The sequence below is a fragment of the Parafrankia sp. BMG5.11 genome, assembly GCF_004337455.1.
The window spans coordinates 1-16,107 of sequence record NZ_SJXI01000084.1 but is presented as its reverse complement, the minus strand read 5'-3'; the positions used below and the strand labels follow the sequence as shown (position 1 = coordinate 16,107).

At 55.0% G+C, this 16,107-nt stretch carries 14 protein-coding genes; 5 read left to right on the top strand and 9 right to left on the bottom strand.

From position 1 onward, the window contains the following. Window positions 1-956, bottom strand: a 956-nt coding sequence (locus tag E0504_RS41030; RefSeq protein WP_165938778.1) for a DUF1996 domain-containing protein, incomplete at its 3' end; no start/stop codon positions are given. Window positions 957-1,882: 926 nt separating this feature from the next. Here E0504_RS41030 and E0504_RS41025 point away from each other — a divergent pair. After that, window positions 1,883-2,776: a sulfotransferase gene (locus E0504_RS41025; protein WP_131627043.1), complete on the top strand. Its 894-nt coding sequence runs from the start codon at window positions 1,883-1,885 to the stop codon at window positions 2,774-2,776. 327 nt (window positions 2,777-3,103) lie between these two features. Here E0504_RS41025 and E0504_RS41020 read toward each other — a convergent pair whose 3' ends face one another. The 4 genes from E0504_RS41020 to E0504_RS51570 form a co-directional block, all read right to left on the bottom strand. Next, window positions 3,104-3,811 (bottom strand): hypothetical protein, encoded by a 708-nt coding sequence (locus tag E0504_RS41020; protein ID WP_131627041.1) that lies wholly within the window; start codon window positions 3,809-3,811, stop codon window positions 3,104-3,106. 350 nt (window positions 3,812-4,161) lie between these two features. Beyond that, the gene (locus E0504_RS41015; protein WP_131627040.1) at window positions 4,162-5,355 is read right to left on the bottom strand and encodes a glycosyltransferase family 4 protein; all 1,194 of its coding nucleotides are present in this window, start codon (window positions 5,353-5,355) and stop codon (window positions 4,162-4,164) included. Then, window positions 5,352-6,320 carry a glycosyltransferase family 2 protein gene (locus tag E0504_RS41010; RefSeq protein ID WP_207974666.1) on the bottom strand — a complete coding sequence of 323 codons (969 nt, stop codon included), beginning with the start codon at window positions 6,318-6,320 and terminating at the stop codon, window positions 5,352-5,354. The genes E0504_RS41015 and E0504_RS41010 overlap by 4 nt, the downstream gene beginning before the upstream one ends. Continuing rightward, window positions 6,313-7,710 carry an oligosaccharide flippase family protein gene (locus E0504_RS51570; RefSeq protein ID WP_131627038.1) on the bottom strand — a complete coding sequence of 466 codons (1,398 nt, stop codon included), beginning with the start codon at window positions 7,708-7,710 and terminating at the stop codon, window positions 6,313-6,315. The genes E0504_RS41010 and E0504_RS51570 overlap by 8 nt, the downstream gene beginning before the upstream one ends. Window positions 7,711-8,095: 385 nt before the next feature. Between E0504_RS51570 and E0504_RS41000 the strand changes: the two genes are divergently transcribed. Then, the gene (locus tag E0504_RS41000) at window positions 8,096-9,154 is read left to right on the top strand and encodes an acyltransferase (RefSeq protein WP_131627036.1); all 1,059 of its coding nucleotides are present in this window, start codon (window positions 8,096-8,098) and stop codon (window positions 9,152-9,154) included. Here E0504_RS41000 and E0504_RS40995 read toward each other — a convergent pair. Next, on the bottom strand, window positions 9,102-10,445 hold the full coding sequence (locus E0504_RS40995; protein ID WP_131627034.1) for an O-antigen ligase: 1,344 nt from the start codon (window positions 10,443-10,445) through the stop codon (window positions 9,102-9,104). The genes E0504_RS41000 and E0504_RS40995 overlap by 53 nt on opposite strands. Window positions 10,446-10,647: 202 nt before the next feature. On the opposite strand from E0504_RS40995, the gene E0504_RS50825 reads away from it, so the two are divergent. The 3 genes from E0504_RS50825 (at window position 10,648) to E0504_RS40985 (ending at window position 13,534) form a co-directional block, all read left to right on the top strand. Beyond that, entirely contained in the window at window positions 10,648-10,788 is a 141-nt protein-coding gene (locus E0504_RS50825; protein WP_165938776.1) for a hypothetical protein, read from the top strand. A gap of 203 nt (window positions 10,789-10,991) precedes the next feature. Beyond that, window positions 10,992-12,500: a hypothetical protein gene (locus tag E0504_RS40990; RefSeq protein WP_131627032.1), complete on the top strand. Its 1,509-nt coding sequence runs from the start codon at window positions 10,992-10,994 to the stop codon at window positions 12,498-12,500. Continuing rightward, the gene (locus tag E0504_RS40985; RefSeq protein WP_131627031.1) at window positions 12,497-13,534 is read left to right on the top strand and encodes a glycosyltransferase family 2 protein; all 1,038 of its coding nucleotides are present in this window, start codon (window positions 12,497-12,499) and stop codon (window positions 13,532-13,534) included. The genes E0504_RS40990 and E0504_RS40985 overlap by 4 nt, the downstream gene beginning before the upstream one ends. On the opposite strand, the gene E0504_RS54605 is transcribed toward E0504_RS40985, so the two are convergent. The 3 genes from E0504_RS54605 to E0504_RS54600 all read right to left on the bottom strand — a co-directional run bounded on the left by E0504_RS54605 (window position 13,448) and on the right by E0504_RS54600 (window position 15,838). Then, entirely contained in the window at window positions 13,448-13,861 is a 414-nt protein-coding gene (locus E0504_RS54605) for a GtrA family protein (protein ID WP_131627029.1), read from the bottom strand. The two genes, E0504_RS40985 and E0504_RS54605, sit on opposite strands and share 87 nt — an antisense overlap. A 144-nt stretch (window positions 13,862-14,005) precedes the next feature. Next, on the bottom strand, window positions 14,006-15,298 hold the full coding sequence (locus E0504_RS40975) for an exopolysaccharide biosynthesis polyprenyl glycosylphosphotransferase (protein ID WP_165938775.1): 1,293 nt from the start codon (window positions 15,296-15,298) through the stop codon (window positions 14,006-14,008). Between the two features lie 294 nt (window positions 15,299-15,592). Further along, window positions 15,593-15,838, bottom strand: a complete 246-nt coding sequence (locus tag E0504_RS54600; RefSeq protein ID WP_131627025.1) for an XrtV sorting system accessory protein — start codon at window positions 15,836-15,838, stop codon at window positions 15,593-15,595. Window positions 15,839-16,107: the final 269 nt, after the last annotated feature.

Sequence of the window (16,107 nt, the reverse complement as noted above, 5' to 3'; positions counted from 1 at the left end):
GGCTTTGGCACAGGCACACGCCGTCCGCTCGCTGCCATTCCGTTTCTGTAGATGTCGTTTGGAAGCATCTTGCTGCCGTCACCCAGGTCACCGCTTGAGCAGTTAAGAAGTTGGTTGATGCAGGCATCCATCCAGCGCTCATGCACCTCGTCGTTCCAGGCCATCATGTAATCGGCGTGTGCCATCGACCCTGGCACATCCCCCGCCTTATCACTGGACAGGCGCCAAGTGGTGGTGATGTCATCGGCGCGGATGGTGAAGATCCTTTGGAACGTCAGGCGCGGTATCAGGTAAGGGTGCGTGTTAGGGCAGTATTCTTTGCCCGTGTTTTTATCGCGTAAGAGGAACGCCATGTGTGAGGCGTGATCCGGTGAATCTAGGCTTTTGCCGTCCCAGCATTCCGGTGTCTGCTGGGCCATGTCGATCTGCTGCCCGACTGAGCATACAGATAGCGCCCCTTGGAGCGTCGAATGCCACGTGCCCTCTTGAATGCATTTGAATCGCGCGGGCCGTCCCATTCCACCGAAGACAAAGTTTAATCCTCGTGGGATGGCCACCTGCTTGCCCTCTGCATTGGGGTCACCTGCGGGGCGGGCCTTATAATAGAAGTTGGTGTAATCCTCAACGATCACCATGTCCTGGCCCGATGTGTTCTTGCCGAGCATGGCAGGCTGCCAATAGGCTGAGCGATTTAGCATATTTCGGCACGTGCTGTCGCCGCTCGTGCGCAAGCTCTCGTAGGTCGAATTGGCGTCAGTCTTTGTGTTGCCAAAGAAGATGTGCAGGTGCTCGTTAGCTCCAGGCTTCCCTGGATGTACGATCGGATCATCAAAGGAGATGTGACTCGGCGGGCAAAGGAAGCGGAAACCACCAACTACATCAGGAGCCGCGCTGCTCGCCTTCGCAGCGCTCGTCAGTAGAGACGGAACATTGATGCTGTCCGCCACCTTGGCCATCTGAATGACCCCGTTCGCCTCTTTCGAAGTCTCCCCTCCGGCTGCGGGGTTAAATGACATCGGAGTGGGTGTTGGTGTGGCACCCGGCGTTGCTGAAGGGGGCGGTGCCGGACCAGAGGTTGGGGCGCCCTGACCGCCGTCATCTGGGCCACACCCGAATAGACATGAAGCGGCTAATGTCGCGAGCATGAAGCAGCGCGTGCGGTTGCCGTTTGAAAGCATCAGTACCTCCCGTTCCCGATTTCCGATGCCCTCGCCAGGGTAAAATCCAAGTCAATGGAGTCGGCTCGTGCACTCCCTGCGCCGAAGCGTTTAGAGGATCGGCTATTCAAGTTGGCACAGGGCCTTCCCGGCCTCTCAACCCGGGGATTGACCAATCTTCGCCCGCACGCTGCAGGCACATAGCCAGCGTTCGAGGTGGGACTCGCGACGGTCGTCCCGCTGCGAAGCTGCATGTGCGCATTTGATGATTGAGGCCTTAAATTCGCGTCAAAAGCTAGGCTTCGCGCAAGGATAGAACAGGAGAAAGATACCTACCTCCTTAAGCCGGGGTTCAACGGTAGCAGCGCATCCTGAGAGCGCCGCCTCACGACCGGGGATCTCGCTCGATCATTAGGCAGGCAGCCCACCGGAACAGTTGTTGAGAAAAGGGAAGAAGATTTCACCGCTGATCAATGAGTCAGATATCCCAAGATTCCCTGGACGCTTCCTGACAAACAGCTTCGCGACGACCATGTGATCCTCTGGGCTGAGCCCGGGTGATCCGTGGGGGCGAACCCCTAGACAAGTCGATCCGGCTGGTGACGATGTCCGAAGGTTTGCAATGTTTTCCAGTACATCGTAACGCCGTTAGATCCAGTTCCGGTCGGGGAGGATACTCAGCGGCCTGGACTAACCAAGGCGAGATCGTTTAGGAGGATCCCACAATGTCCCTACGGCCGAACCTGTTTGTCATTGGTGCCACCAAGTGTGGGACTACGCTGCTCCATGATCTACTCTCACAGCACCCTGAGGTGTTTATGTCAGATCCAAAGGAACTCTGGCATTTCAATCGGCAGGATTTTCAAGAGCGAGAAAAGGCCTACTTATCATTTTTTGACGGAGGATCGGGATACGCTGTTCGGGGCGAGTCCACTCCGATATACTCAGAAACTCTTGTCTTCCCGCATGTGCCGGCGGCCATTCATAAGTTTTCACCTGAGGCCAAAATTATTTACATGGTCCGCGAGCCATTTTCGCGCTTTCGGTCGCAGTGGGCGCAGACGCTTGACAACGGGCATTGGGCAAGGCTGACTCACTACGAGGAAAAGATGTCCACGGTGTACCAAGAGGCTGTTTTCCAGCATCCCCCATTCCTTCTCTCATCCATGTACTGGACGAACGTCTGCAACTTCAGGAAGTACTTTTCTGATGAACAAATAAAGATCGTATTCTTTGAAGACTTCATTTCAGATATTGAGGGGACATGTGCCGACATCTTTACCTTTTTAGGAGTAGATGATGCATATTGTGTCGATCGTGGGAGAGCGCGGCAGAATAGCAGCGCGGGAAAGTCCATCTACGCTCCAACGATCTCCTGGTACAGGCGAATTGTTCCGGAGGCCATTCGTAAAAATGTGCCACTAGGATTAAGGCGGGGTGTGCGCGACCAAGTTGTCAGCCTGATGACGCCGACCTTCGATCATGCAGACCTTTCTCCTGAACAAGTGGCTGAGGTTAAGCAACGCTTGGAGCCAGAAGTCGCCAAATTGTATGACTACCTTGGCATCGGATCCGACCCCTGGCAGTTTTTTGGAAGAGAAGTTAAAAACTCTAATTAAATGGCGCGCGAACGGATGCTCGTCGCTTTAGCCTGAAAGCCGAGACCCTGACTTTTCTTCCCCTCGACCGGATGGTAGAACGATGAACTAGTGCGCCTCACTCGTTTTTAGTCTGCGAAAATCTATGCGTTCGCCACTTTGTACAACTCAGCATTTGTTGCTCGGCTCGCCAAGCAAAATGGCGAGGAGCGCACAACCGCTCGCTTGGAGCTCTCTTGGAATTCGGGCGGCGCCCAGTGAGCAGTCGTGAGCGGTACCTGTTCGGGCGAGCTAAAGGCCGGACATCGGCGTCTGCAGCTTAGGGTTTCTAGCGAGGCTAGTGGCCGATCAATTGCGTGTGTTCCGGGCGGGTAGCGCCCGCCGAGTGACCTGCCTTGCTACTCCTACCAACTGCCGAACTACGGGAAGCTGATCGAACCATTTCCTTTCGCCTACATCTGTTCGTGAAGACCTCTGATAGCCAAGCTTCGCAAAGACCGTCACAAGGTCAGGACGAGAACGGCGGAACCATACAAAGGCACCGTCGATCGGAGGCTTGATGCGCGGATCGAAGCCGCTTTCAGTCGCAGCTCGAGGATCCGGAGGAAATTGGGGATCGAGATAAGCGGTTAGATAATCAGCTGCGGCTGCCGCAGCACGCGGCGAAAAGCCCATAAAATGGGAGCCGACAATATCGCTATTTAACAGGTCTCTCGGATTGCTGGCAGTGTAGCCGCCGTAGACGATGTCCCAACCATCAGGGAGCTTATAGTTAAATATTTCAGGTATTAGGAAATCACAGTCGTCTTCAAAGATCAAGATCGACTGACCCGCATTGCCAGCATCTCGTAGCAGCGGGATACGACTTTTGAAATTACCATGTGAGCCGCGACGGCGAAACGGTCCAGAGTCGCTGAATGAGAGAGCATCAAAGAACTCTATGCGCGGGTCCCCGGCCAACCCAACTCTCTCGAACTGCGCCAACATCTCCATGCGCCGATCCTTGCGGCTGGCTAGGCTGATGATCCGGATGCGATCAAATTTTTCTAGAAACATCTGGCGATGCTGCCATGACTCCGGATGAGTGTCATTCAATAACTTGAGGTGATGGGCCGAAGCGTGATCGTATCAGTGTTAGGGCGCACCAAGATACGTCAAGACTCGCGAAACTGCAGCCCCAAAACGAGAGTGCTGTAACTCGAGTGTTTGTTACTCCACGACCAATTGAAGGGCCGAAGGCGCAATTCTGCGTCATTTAGAGATCGCCTCCGTCAGCACCTGGCATCCATCAAGCGTATAAGGCTTATACCTGCGGTCAAGCACATATACAATCGCAGCCTGGACTTCAAGAAAGCGCTCGACCTAAGAGGCCATTTATAAAAAGGAAAAGGATTGTATTCGAAGGGTCACTCCCGACTTACGGGGCGGAATAGCCTTAGGAGGGGGGCGACTGCAATGTCGGCGTCGAACTCTGTACAAACACGTGTTTGTCCTCGCTGCCCCATCTCCATCGAAACTTTAGGATTAGCTGCGAGCTGCATTGTTCGATCAGCTAATTGCTTCCAATCCCCAGGACGGAAGAGCAGCCCTGTAACCTCATGCTCCACCAGCTCTGGTATTCCGGCAATGTATGGTGCAACTACAGGCTTTCCCAAAGCCATCGCCTCCATCAGCACAACAGGGAGACCTTCCATTAAGCTTGAGAGCACAAGCGCGTCGCCGCAAGCGATCTCTATTAGGGTTTCTCGCTCGGGCAATGCTCCTAGTAGGCGGACATGTTCAATGAGACCCTTCTGCGCCAACGCAAACTCGATCTCAGTTCGGAGAGGACCGTCTCCCACGATGGTGAGCCGTACATCAACATGATTCTCAACCAACCGAGCAAGCGCCTCAATCAAGCCCAAATGGCCCTTCTCCGGTGACATTCTACCAACACACACGAGTTCGAAGACAGCATTTTTTGGTGACGAGAGTGCTAGAGGTAGGCTGGCAGCATCGATAGCGCATCTGACCACGTGCAGTTTTGGCCACACGTCCATCGGCGTGAGGCGCATCGCCTGAGCGCGCATGAACCAACTGGCGCACGCTACGAACCTCGCTCGGGTCAACTTGTCTCTGAGAAGGAGGCCCGCAGGATAGTCCGTTTCTGAGATCCCGTGCAACGTGAGGCTCCAAGGAATACAGATTAAGTGCGCTGCGAGCATTCCAATAGTAGCGCCACTATTCGCAAAATGGCTGTGAAGATGGTTCACTTTCTTCTTCTGAAGCATCGCAGCGAGAATTACCGCTTCAACGAAGTGGAACTGGCTCCAGACGAATCCTCGTAGTCCGGGTGGGCGATGCTTCAGGGCGAGCCACCAAGTGGAGAGAGCCCTGATCGGGTGCGCGAGCAGCATCATCGATGCATAACCCACATATTTCAGAGAGCCTCTTTGAAGGACCGCCGGTACAACTTCATCCATGCTGGCAGACTCTAACGCTTCGCGGATGCTGAAGGGCAAAACGGAGAGGCCCTTCCTGCGGAGCGCAGCGATCTCTCTGCTGATAAATGTGTGTGAGCGGGCTGGGTACTCGCTTACTAGATATCCGATTGAGTTCATTTGTAAGTTATTGCGCTTTCATTGCGTCGGCTCAAAGCAGCTTGGGCATACTTGATTGCACCTAAGGCCTCGGCGGCTTTTCCAACCATAAGGTGTACTGCCATACGCGGGCCGCTACGCTTGGCTAGCCTTGCGAATTGAACAGTCCACAGCGCACCAGCAAGGAGAAATCCAGCTGATCCAATCGCAGGGTTTAGAAGAAACGCTAGTAGAGGAACTCCCGCTGTCCAGGCGAATGCGCGTGCGAGCTCTCTTCCATAGAGTGGAGGCGAAGGACTGCGGGTTGTTTTGTGCCAAACTTGCGCATAGCCGTACCCGCTTCGGACCGCACGTAACCACCACTGTCGAAAATGAAACATAGCTGCATCATGAATAGTCATGGGCGCCTCGATCCGCCAAACCTCCCATCCAGCGTCCCGGTACCTAGCACAAAGTTCCGGCTCCTCTCCCGCCGTTAAGTTTGGGTCAAAGCCGCCAACCTGACGCAGCGCCTCCACTCTCATGAGAGAATCGCCGCCACAAGCCTTCGCCCGGCCGATCGCCGTATCCCACTCTTGGTCGCAGAGTTTGTTATAGAAGCTGGCGTCGGGATAACGTTCGCGGCGCCTTCCGCAAACAGCTGCAACTGCCGCGTTACTTGCTAGGAATGCAATGGCACTCCCAAGCCACTCCGGCTCAATCTCACAGTCACCATCGAGGAATTGAACTAGCTGGATTTTAGGCCAGCGCTCCAAGAGGCGGGCGAAACCCTCGTTGCGAGCCCGCGCTGCCGTAAAAGGAACAGCAAGGTCCAGCTCTACAACTTCTGCTTTGGCGCTTCTAGCATGGGCGACACTCCCATCTGTAGAACCACTATCCACGTAGACAATTGGAACTCCCGCAGGGACCGACTCCAAACACCGTTGCAGTCGCGCGCCTTCGTTTCTGCCGATCGCCACAATGCCGAGTTCTTGATCCTCAGCCAACCTGAGCTCCCATTCTGGTAACCCAACCCTGTATGCCGTCCGTAAATCCGATGAGGTGAGTAAACTCCCGGAAAAACGGTATTGCCAGAAGAAAGCAAGTAGTGGCCAACAAGTCTTGCCTGATAAAAGAGATTCCATTCGATCGCTTAAGCCAGGCAAGAACAGCATACCGCACCGCTTCTGCAGCGACGATCGCCCCCATAGCCGCCACCATTCCGGCTATCGGAAGAATGATCGGCACCGTTACGACGACGATAGCCAACTTTGTAGCGTTCGAGGCAGCCATGCCGGATGACTTGCCTATGCCGAGCATCATGGCCTCACCGGCTGAAGCGAGAACGGCGAACCACGTGCCAACTAGCAGGATCGGCAAGAACACGGCGGCGGCGTCATAGCGCTGGTCGTAGGCAAGGTAAATGAACTGGTCGGCGACAGCCACCAACGTGGCGAGAAAAATAGCCATCCCCATAAGGGCAATGCGACGCATCGGGATGATTCGCAGTCGGAGTTCAACAACCTGATCTCGCGCGGCGGCGAATTTCGGAAATATAATCTGGCGACTGAAGCGGATAAACAGCTGAGTGATAGCATCGGCAAAGGTGCGAGCGATACCGTAGACGCCCAAGATCGTAAAAGATACGGCGTCCGCGAAGTAGAGCCGGTCGAAATTCATAGCGGCAAAGTAGATAAGGGAAGATAAAAATATCCACTTTCCAAACCCAATAATTGAGCGCGCTGCATCCGCGCTGAGTTTTAATCGGTGCATTCTCCAGTCGATAAGAAAGAAGCTCACGATGGTTCCACCCGCCGTGCTAATCAAAAGTCCCGCAACCAGAGCCCAGATCGTCGGCGTGTAGAGAGCGAGAGCGATGTGGATGGTGCTCGACGATATCGCCATTCCGATCCCCAATATTGCCAGACGCTTGACCTGCATGTCCTTCTGCAGGAGGAACCGCGACGGCGAGGAGAATCCCGAAATCAAGAAAACTAAGGCGGCGATCGGAAGGATGATGCCGAGTTCGGGGCTGTCGTAAAGATCAGCGAGGGGGGAAGCTGCTAGCAGTGCTGCGACAAACAAAACCAAACCACGCAAGATTTGGATCGTCCAAGCTGTGTTATAAAAGTCGGACTCACGCCCGCGGGGGTCGCTCACAATGCTTTGGCCGATGCCGAGGTCAGACAGTAGCTCGCCACCTGTCCTAAGCGTATTGATGAGCAACATCACCCCAAGCAACTCGGGCGCGAGCAATCGAGCGAGTATGACGTTAGTACCTAGACGCAGGATCTGCTGAATTCCGTGTTGTGCAGTGATCCATGCTGTGGCGGTAAAGAGAACCACTCTCTGCAGCATAACTCGCCGCAGATAGCCTACCGAGGAATAGAATCGCATGACAGTCAGGCTTGAAAGCAGTGTCGGGGGGGGGGTGAAGGCAGGACAATAGCCGCAGGTGAAGGATTCCCCGCATTCGGGCCGGGCGCCTCTGTTCTCAATTCACTCAGTTTGCTGCCGCTAGCGGCCCTTACCCGGCGCGTCCGAACGGCGCTGCCCAGCCACCATTTTTGTTCCCTCAGGTTCTTCTTCTCATTCATCATCGAAGATCGCTCTGCGCTACCAACCTTGTGAGCCCCCCGTGTCCGGGAGAGAGAATCCAATCCCAACAAGATCAGAGCCTTTGGGTGATGGGGTGCCGGCACAGGGAGGGCCAGCGGAATATAACTTTCAAGTATGCTTTTCCTGCTAAACACGCCGCTCCACTGCAGAGAGAAAGAGGGACATGGAACCGACTCCGAGCACATTTCACTCCATTCAGATGCTACGCGCAATTGCAGCGTTCCTCGTTGTTTTGTTCCACTCACACACTGCTCTCTCCGAAGCGGGTGCAGGCACCCTCTTTGACGAGGAGCAGTATCTGTTTGGTTTCGGGGCGGTGGGCGTGCACATCTTTTTTGTCATCAGCGGGTTTATCATGGTCGTCGCGAGCCGCTTCGAGCCAGAGTTTAGCGTGTCCCAGTTCATGAGGCGGCGGCTCTTGCGGATCTATCCGGTATACTGGATTTGCGCAGCTCTCTATCTGGCCTTCCACAGCTTCGTCGGTGATCCTTACAACCTTAGCGCAGCTCAGATCGCTGGAGCGCTCCTTCTTTGGCCTGGGGTGTCAAGTTCTATCATCGGCCCAGCTTGGACGCTGGTGTACGAGATGTTCTTCTACATCTGTTTTGCGCTCACAATGTGGCTGGGACTCAGTCGCGGCTTCTTTGTCCTCTCAGGTGCATTCATCTGCCTCCCGATCCTTGGTCTCGTTTTTCGGCCCGAATCTTCGGCTATGCACGTCGTCACAAACTCACTGCTCCTAGAGTTCATAGCGGGGGTGGGAATTGGGTGGCTTTTTAAACGAAATTATCTCCCTCAGTGGGGCGGGGAACTCTGGGTGGGGTTGGCCATCATCCTTTTCTTGGGAGGAGCCGCCTACGGCTACAAGACACTCCCAAGCGCGTTGTCGTGGGGTTTGCCAAGCGCGCTTCTCATTTTGGGTGTGGTGTGCCTCGAGGTGAAGGCGGGGGCCGGGAGGGTGGTGCGAATCATTAGTCTCCTCGGAGACAGCAGCTACTCCTTGTATCTTCTGCACATTTTGCTGATAACCATTCTGCTCGCCGGTTCCAGTATGTACCCACTATCTTCTCCGCCGAACGCCATTGTGGCGAGCTTGGCCGTTTCCGCGATATGCGTAGCTGTAGCAGAACTATTTCACCGGAAGATCGAGCGGCCGCTGCTCTATATTGCTAATCCGCGGCGCGACATGCCTTCCCGACGTGTAGTGGACCAAGCACCCTGAATCTTCTTTTCGCTGCTCGCTGCTCCCTGGCTTGCTGGCGGATCGAACCTGCGATCAAGCCGAGCGCGATTGCGAACAGGTATTGGGCCTGATAACTCACAAAAATCCACTCGTAGAGGCTGTGAGCCGCCGCGACTATCAATGCTACAGTTGCCCCAAGTACTATGTCGCCGCGCCAATCGCGCACCTTCCTCAATCCGAATTCGAGCCCTCGTATAATTGGCCATGCGAACAGAGCTACAAGAGCAAGAAGGCCAAGCCAGCCGCCCTCTGCGGCCGTCAACAGGTAGAGGTTGTGGACGTGCGCGGCGCGGCTGCCTGCGTTCCAGATAACACCTGCACGCTCGGAGTAGCCTCCTAGGTTGGCGGTGACGACGTACTGGTTGGCTCCCACACCCATCGGGTTGTCGGCGAGCATCAGTTTTGCCGCGCGTTCGAATGCAAGTCGCTCGTGATAGCTTCCCTCGAGGTTTTGGGACTCCGACCGCTGCTCCAGCCCCGAAAGTGCAAGGGGCGCTGCCAAGATCATCGCTAGTACACCCGCGCCGACAGCCTTCCACTTTCGCTGACTAGTCGATCGCCAAAGTGACAGTCCGATTAATAGTACAAGCCCCATGCCCAGAAAGCCGATCGTAGCTCGTGATGCGCCGAGCGCTACGGCTAACAACCCAAGAAGCACGCCAGCAAGAACTAGCTTGCTAGGCCGTCCGGCAAGCACCACCGCGAAGAGAGGCAAAATGACGAAGTGGAGCATCAAGCCTAGCATGTTCTGGTGAGCCATCGTTCCCGGCGCCTGAAAAACTCCATCCAACCGCTGCGTCAATGTGACCAGGCCTTGCAGAATAGCTGCTGACCCGAGGCCAGCTACGAGCCATCTGAGTCCTTCGGGTCTTCCCATCAGCAATGCTACGGCTAAGAACAAAGCGAAGATTCGTAACAACTGAAAGGGGTAGAAAGCCGCTGCCATTGGTGTGCTAGAGCCGAAGGCCGAGAGAGACATAGCCAAAAAATAAGCTATAAACACGACTTTGAACGGTAGGCGGCTGAGAACATTACGATTTGCGATAATGAAGGCGAGGGACAGACTGTCTAAGATTGTAACAACCAAGCCCTTGGCATAACCTGGCCATGCAGCCCAGTTGACGATAGCAAAGTCGAGGTTGAGAGCATTGAGGCAGAATGGAAGGATGCCGAGGAGAAAGCAGGCGGTTCTATAGCCGCGCTTCGAACGAAGCATGAATAGGAAGGCAGGAACGGCCACTAAAATAAGAAGTAGTGCCAAGAACCGCATGTGGTCTCCATAATATCGAATGCGAAGATATATTTGCACGGCTGCTCTTGCTGGAGGCTTGGATGGCCTGCCAGTTCAATGCTCCAAATGGTCGGGTGGCGCCGTAGAGTATATTTCAATCATTCCAAATCCGCGAAGTGCACTCAGGCGAGTCGACCAATTGGCTTCTCCACGGTCGCATCTAACCTCATGAATTGATCTGGTGAGCGGAACCTCCTGTAAGGCCGATCCGCTGGCGGCGCAAACCCGCTTACCGTTTAGAAAATCCTATCCGGCACGGCTTGGCAGCCCCGCCGCCTACGGCGGCATCGATCATGAACAATGCCTGCCGTGGCTGATGTAACCTAGGCAGTCGAAACTGCCCGCGAGTGCGAAAAAACGTCAAGACGGAATTGGCGCAATGTTTCCTTGTGGAACTCACTCGTGTTCGCCATCAGGAGAGATATAGTCGCAGTATACTCCCAGGGAGTCATTCGGCACTATCGACTTGATTTTCCCGGGGAGCGGAGCTTGCGTCACACTCTGTCAAGATATTGGCTCCGCTCGATGCTGCTCGTGTCGTGGGGAACTCTGGCGCTCTTGTGGCCGGCAGCGATCAACGGTGGCCCCTTTTGGTTCCCTGATACCAGCAACTATGTGCGCGCGGCGGACGCTGCTGTTGTGTACGCGACTGGACAGCGGAGTGAATGGTCCGATCGGTTGGCAGCCGGTACTAATCAGCCAGTCATGACCAACTCGGCGCAGGAATCGTTGCCAACAAGCTTCGGGAAGGTCACTCCGACGCGTAGTGTATACGCCGGCCGTTCAATATACTACGGCTTTTTACTCTACCTGCCAATGATCCTCGTCGGTAGTTGGGGCGCAATCTTTCTTCAGTCGCTGATCACGGCTGGAACTCTGTTCTATGTTGGGCGGATTTTGGCGCGCGTGCTTTATGGGAAGGCGTCTCCGAAGTTAATGTGGGTTCTGGGAGGGCTGACATTAGTCACCCCTCTCCCTTTCTACACCAGCATGTTGATGCCCGATATCTATTCGGGGCTTCTTATCCTTACGATGAGTGTGGTCATAGCTTTTTTTGACAGACTGACGCGCGTTGAAAGGTGGGTCTTTGTGCTGGCCAGCGCACTGTTTGTCACTTTTCACACCACTCATCTGCTGATCGCCGCAGCGGTGGCCGCAGTTGGGCTCCTTGCGGCCGTCTTTGGGCGCATGCAACTGCGCCCTTTGGCTCTGGCTGTTCCTGTGCTCGTTATCGGGGCGGGCTCGATCGCGGTGTTCAACTTGGCGGTCGAAATGGCGTTGAATGCGAAGCCGCTTTCTCCGCCCTTTCTGTCTGCGAGGCTTACCGCAGCGGGACCTGGAACCGACTACCTAAGGCGCAATTGTGATGCCGACTCAGAGCCGTTTTTGCTTTGCCGCTATCTCCATCGCTTACCCTTGGAAAGCGACTCGTTCTTATGGAGCGAGGACCTGCAAACCGGGCTTTTTCAAAACCTCAGTTATGAGGACCAACTCACGATGGCGAGCCAAGATAAGACGTTCTTCATAACGACCTTGTCAGACGATGTGCTTGGGTTCGCGAGCGTAGCCGTCAGTTCTGCTCTTGAGCAGCTTTCCAGCTTCGACCTAGAAAATTTCAACTATCCCGAAAGGCGAGGGAAAGAGTTGTTCGAAAAATATCCCACCCGAATCGCTGAAGGGATTGCCGAGACACGTGCGGCGCAAAGGAACATGCCTATCGCCCCATTCGTATGGTTGAGCGTCTTGAGCACTCTTGCGGCACTCGGTGTTGTTGCTGCTATATATCTGCGATCGGAGCGTGCAAAAACCGAGAAAATACCGAAGGAGCTTTGGTATTTTGTCGTGCTGGTGGTTCTTGGGGTCTTAGCTAATGCTCTAATTTGTGGAGCACTTTCTGGACCTCACGCTAGGTACCAAATGCGTCTCATCTGGATCGTTCCTTTCGCGTCAGTAGTTCTCCTCGCTGCATATCGCCGACCCAAGTCCTCCGCTGAGGGAGCGAAGGGCGGAACTCGATTGGAGGTCGCCCGATGAAGCTGATCATCCAAATACCGTGTTTCAACGAGTGCGATACGCTGCCGCAGACCTTGGGCGACCTACCTAGCCGCATAGACGGCATTGACATCATTGAATATCTCGTGATCGACGACGGGTCCTCTGACGAGACTGCTGAGCTTGCCCGTCAACTCGGCGTTCATCACGTCCTACGGAACACAACAAACCTCGGCCTAGCGCGAAGCTTCGCACGTGGCATCGACTTCGCTCTCGGGGCAGGTGCTGACATCATCGTGAACACCGATGGTGATAATCAGTACTATGGGGGAGATATCGCGAAACTGGTCGAGCCAATCATTCGAGGCGAGGCCGAGATAGTGATCGGTGACCGGCAGACGGCGAAGATCGAACATTTCTCGCCCGGGAAGAAGCTGCTTCAGAGTTTCGGCAGCTCGGTCGTTCGAACCTTCTCCGGAGTTCAGGTGCCTGATGCTGTCAGTGGATTTCGGGCGATCTCTCGGCACGCTGCGATGCAGCTCAACATCGTCTCATCCTTCAGCTACACGATCGAGATGCTGATACAGGCCGGTAAGAAAAGCATGGCGGTCGCCAGCACGCCTGTTCGGACCAATCCGAAAACGCGTGAATCTCGCCTGTTCAAGTCTGTTTTCCGTTTCATCGAGCGTTCCGGTACGACGGCGATCCGCATGTATGCGATGTACCAGCCGCTCCGCATATTCTCGTTGCTGGGAGCCCTGATCGCAGTTGTAGGCATGATGCCGATTATAAGATTTCTATATTTTTACTTCTTCGTGGGTGGCTCCGGTAAAATCCAGTCTTTAGTAATAGGTTCAGCGTTGCTAACGGTTGGAAGTATCACGTTCGTAATGGGGTTGTTAGCCGATCTGGTCGGACGTAATCGGCAACTTATGGAAATGACGCTTGAACGCGTCAGGCGGCTCGATCTTGAGTTTCGCAACCGGGATCTACGCGGCGGCGCTCCCCTGCCTTCCCGAGAAAACCTCTCGGTACAAGAAAAACTTAAGCACCGCGGAGACGCCGAGCACAGCTAGAAGGGCAATCCGGTAATCGAGTCCAGCAGTCTTAAAGAGAAAAAAGAATGCTCCATATTCGATCAGGCGGAAAGCCGCGTTTATCGCCATGTAACGGAAAACTTCACCCCACCAATCCGCGGTGCTTCGAAACACAAAGTTGCGTAGCAACCAAATGTTTCCTGCGTATGCGATCGCGAACCCGATCGCCACCGCGGCGGGTTCGGTTAAGCCTAGGTATTCGTGCAGAATGAGCGGTAGTCCAAAGGACAACGCTGCACTGAAGCCGGTGGAAATGCCGAAGCGAAGAACCTGGCCTGCTATGGCTTTTATCTTTGGCGTGAACATGCGAGTTCCGGAATACAGCTGCCCTGAACTCTCAAGGGCTCGTTAGCCCTTTGTCGTTGGCCGCGGTAAAGCTTGGCTGGACTATCAACGTGCGGTGCAATTTCTAGGTTATGCAACATAGCTCAAGTCCGCGCGACGATCGCATCAAAAGGCATTCTCGTGCACCACCACTCGAAAGGTCTTGAGCAGGATCAAAACGTCTCCCCACAGAGACCAGTTCGTCAGGTACTCCAAGTCAGCCCTTACCCTCCTTCGCACATCGTCCTTGCTTGGTGTCGCACCACGAAAACCCCTGACCTGAGCCAAACCCGTGATCCCGGGTTTGAGCGCGTGTCGCAGCCAATATCCGTCCGTCGCCTCCCAAAACAGGTGATCGCCTGCTAGCGATCCGAGGGCATGCGGTCTCGGACCTACGATGCTCATGTCGCCTCGCAATACATTTATCAGCTGCGGCAGCTCATCAATGCTCGTCCTGCGGATGAATCGCCCCACGGGGGTAATGCGGTCATCGTCCCGACTGGCTGACCGACGCCCCTCTTCGTCCGTACTCTCTTCGCGCATGGAGCGAAATTTCAAGATGGAGAATAGCCTGTTGCCCAAACCGACGCGTGTTTGTTTGAAAAGAACAGGGCCGGAGCCCTCTAGCTTCAAAGCTAGCGCGACAAGCAGGAGCAATGGAGAAAGCAGGATAAGGAGCCCCAGCGAGATGGCGACGTCGAAGGCGCGCTTCTGGATGCGGTTGATCAAGTTTATAGGTCCGCGGGACAGTATCAATGTGTCCTCATTGCCGCAGCGCCCCACCGCTACTGCACCTACTAAAAGGTCCCGGTCGAGCAGTATCTCTCCGCCCACATCATGGCCCCTTAGAATGGTCGCCCAAACAGGCCGCCGGTCAAATTGACATGCGACCACGACCCTGTCGTAGGGGGCAAGTAGGCTGGATATTTGACTTAAAGCGTGTGGGTCTGACAGATCCGCCGACAAGCCACGCGTCCTTAGATCGATAAGATCCATGCCGGGCTGCGGTTCCACCTCAAGGCCGTCCAAGATCATCAGTTCGCTGGTCGCTGTCCCACCCATCAGTCTCCGAAAGACCCAGTCAAGAGCGAGCTTACCAAGGATGATGAACGCAGCGGCGACGACGAAGCTTAGCGTGAAGCCAATCCGGGATAGCTCCTGAATCTTAAGAAAGAAGGTGAGGCCTACAATTACGAGCGCAGTTCCCGCGAGGGCTGCTAATGCCCGCGTTGTACCCAGGGATCGGCTTTCCAAGGCTTCCACCGACTGCACTTCGCGGCCAATCTCGAACATTAGGAAGATTGGCAGTGCGAGCAGGATCAGAGGCTGACCCGCCGCCTCCAGCCATTCCTCCTCTCGAAAAGCGAGGGCAACGAGGTAGCCGCCCACTACGGCCAGAAGATCGAAGACCAGGCTCATGACGTACATCACTGCGCGCCGGTCACGGGCAGGCCGCGCCGCGGCCAGTTTCGCTGTTCCTTTCGTGCGAAGGTTCTTTACGTCCGCGTTCACAACAGTCCCTCGAACAGACTTGTTCGCCTCGTCATGTAGGGTGTGCATCCATAACGATAAAACTCCAGTAGGGCTCATCGCTCGTGCCACTATAGGACAGCGATCGCTGACGAGCTCTGTGACACACTTTCAAACCCTCGGCCGACTGAGAGGTGAACAGGCCTTGGACGCCAATCGACGGAAGCGAGATCGTTTCCGCGTCTACTTCGTCCACGGTATCTCGACCTTTAGAACCATCCAGATGTAAACGACCGCGGCCATGAGAATGCCTCCCGCCAGGACGTGCATCCCCTCATTGCCGGCATAATTTGCGACTGCGCAGGCCACCGCCGGTGGTGCGTACTGCCAAAGCTTATCCCGGGGCTCTTCTTCGCTGGATCGCTGCAGTAGAAGAGTGACAAGCCCCGCAAAGGCAAACACAGTGAGCCAATCCCAGACAGTTTCCATTTGACACCACATTCCGCGAATCAGAGTTAGTTTGGCCGTAGGTCGGACAACTTAATGACGTGGTTAAATGATTTGCCTGCATGCGAAAAGGCTGCAGGGTTTGGTGGGCCACTTGTGGGCTACTCCACCTACTCAGCACCACTGAGGCACTGCTGCCCTGCATGGCATCGAGAGGGGTGCCTCATGTCAGCGCAGGAGGGTGGCGGTCTCAGAAATATCGATAATCCCGCGGCGTCCATTTTCGTCGCGGCCAAGTTGGACGATGATGT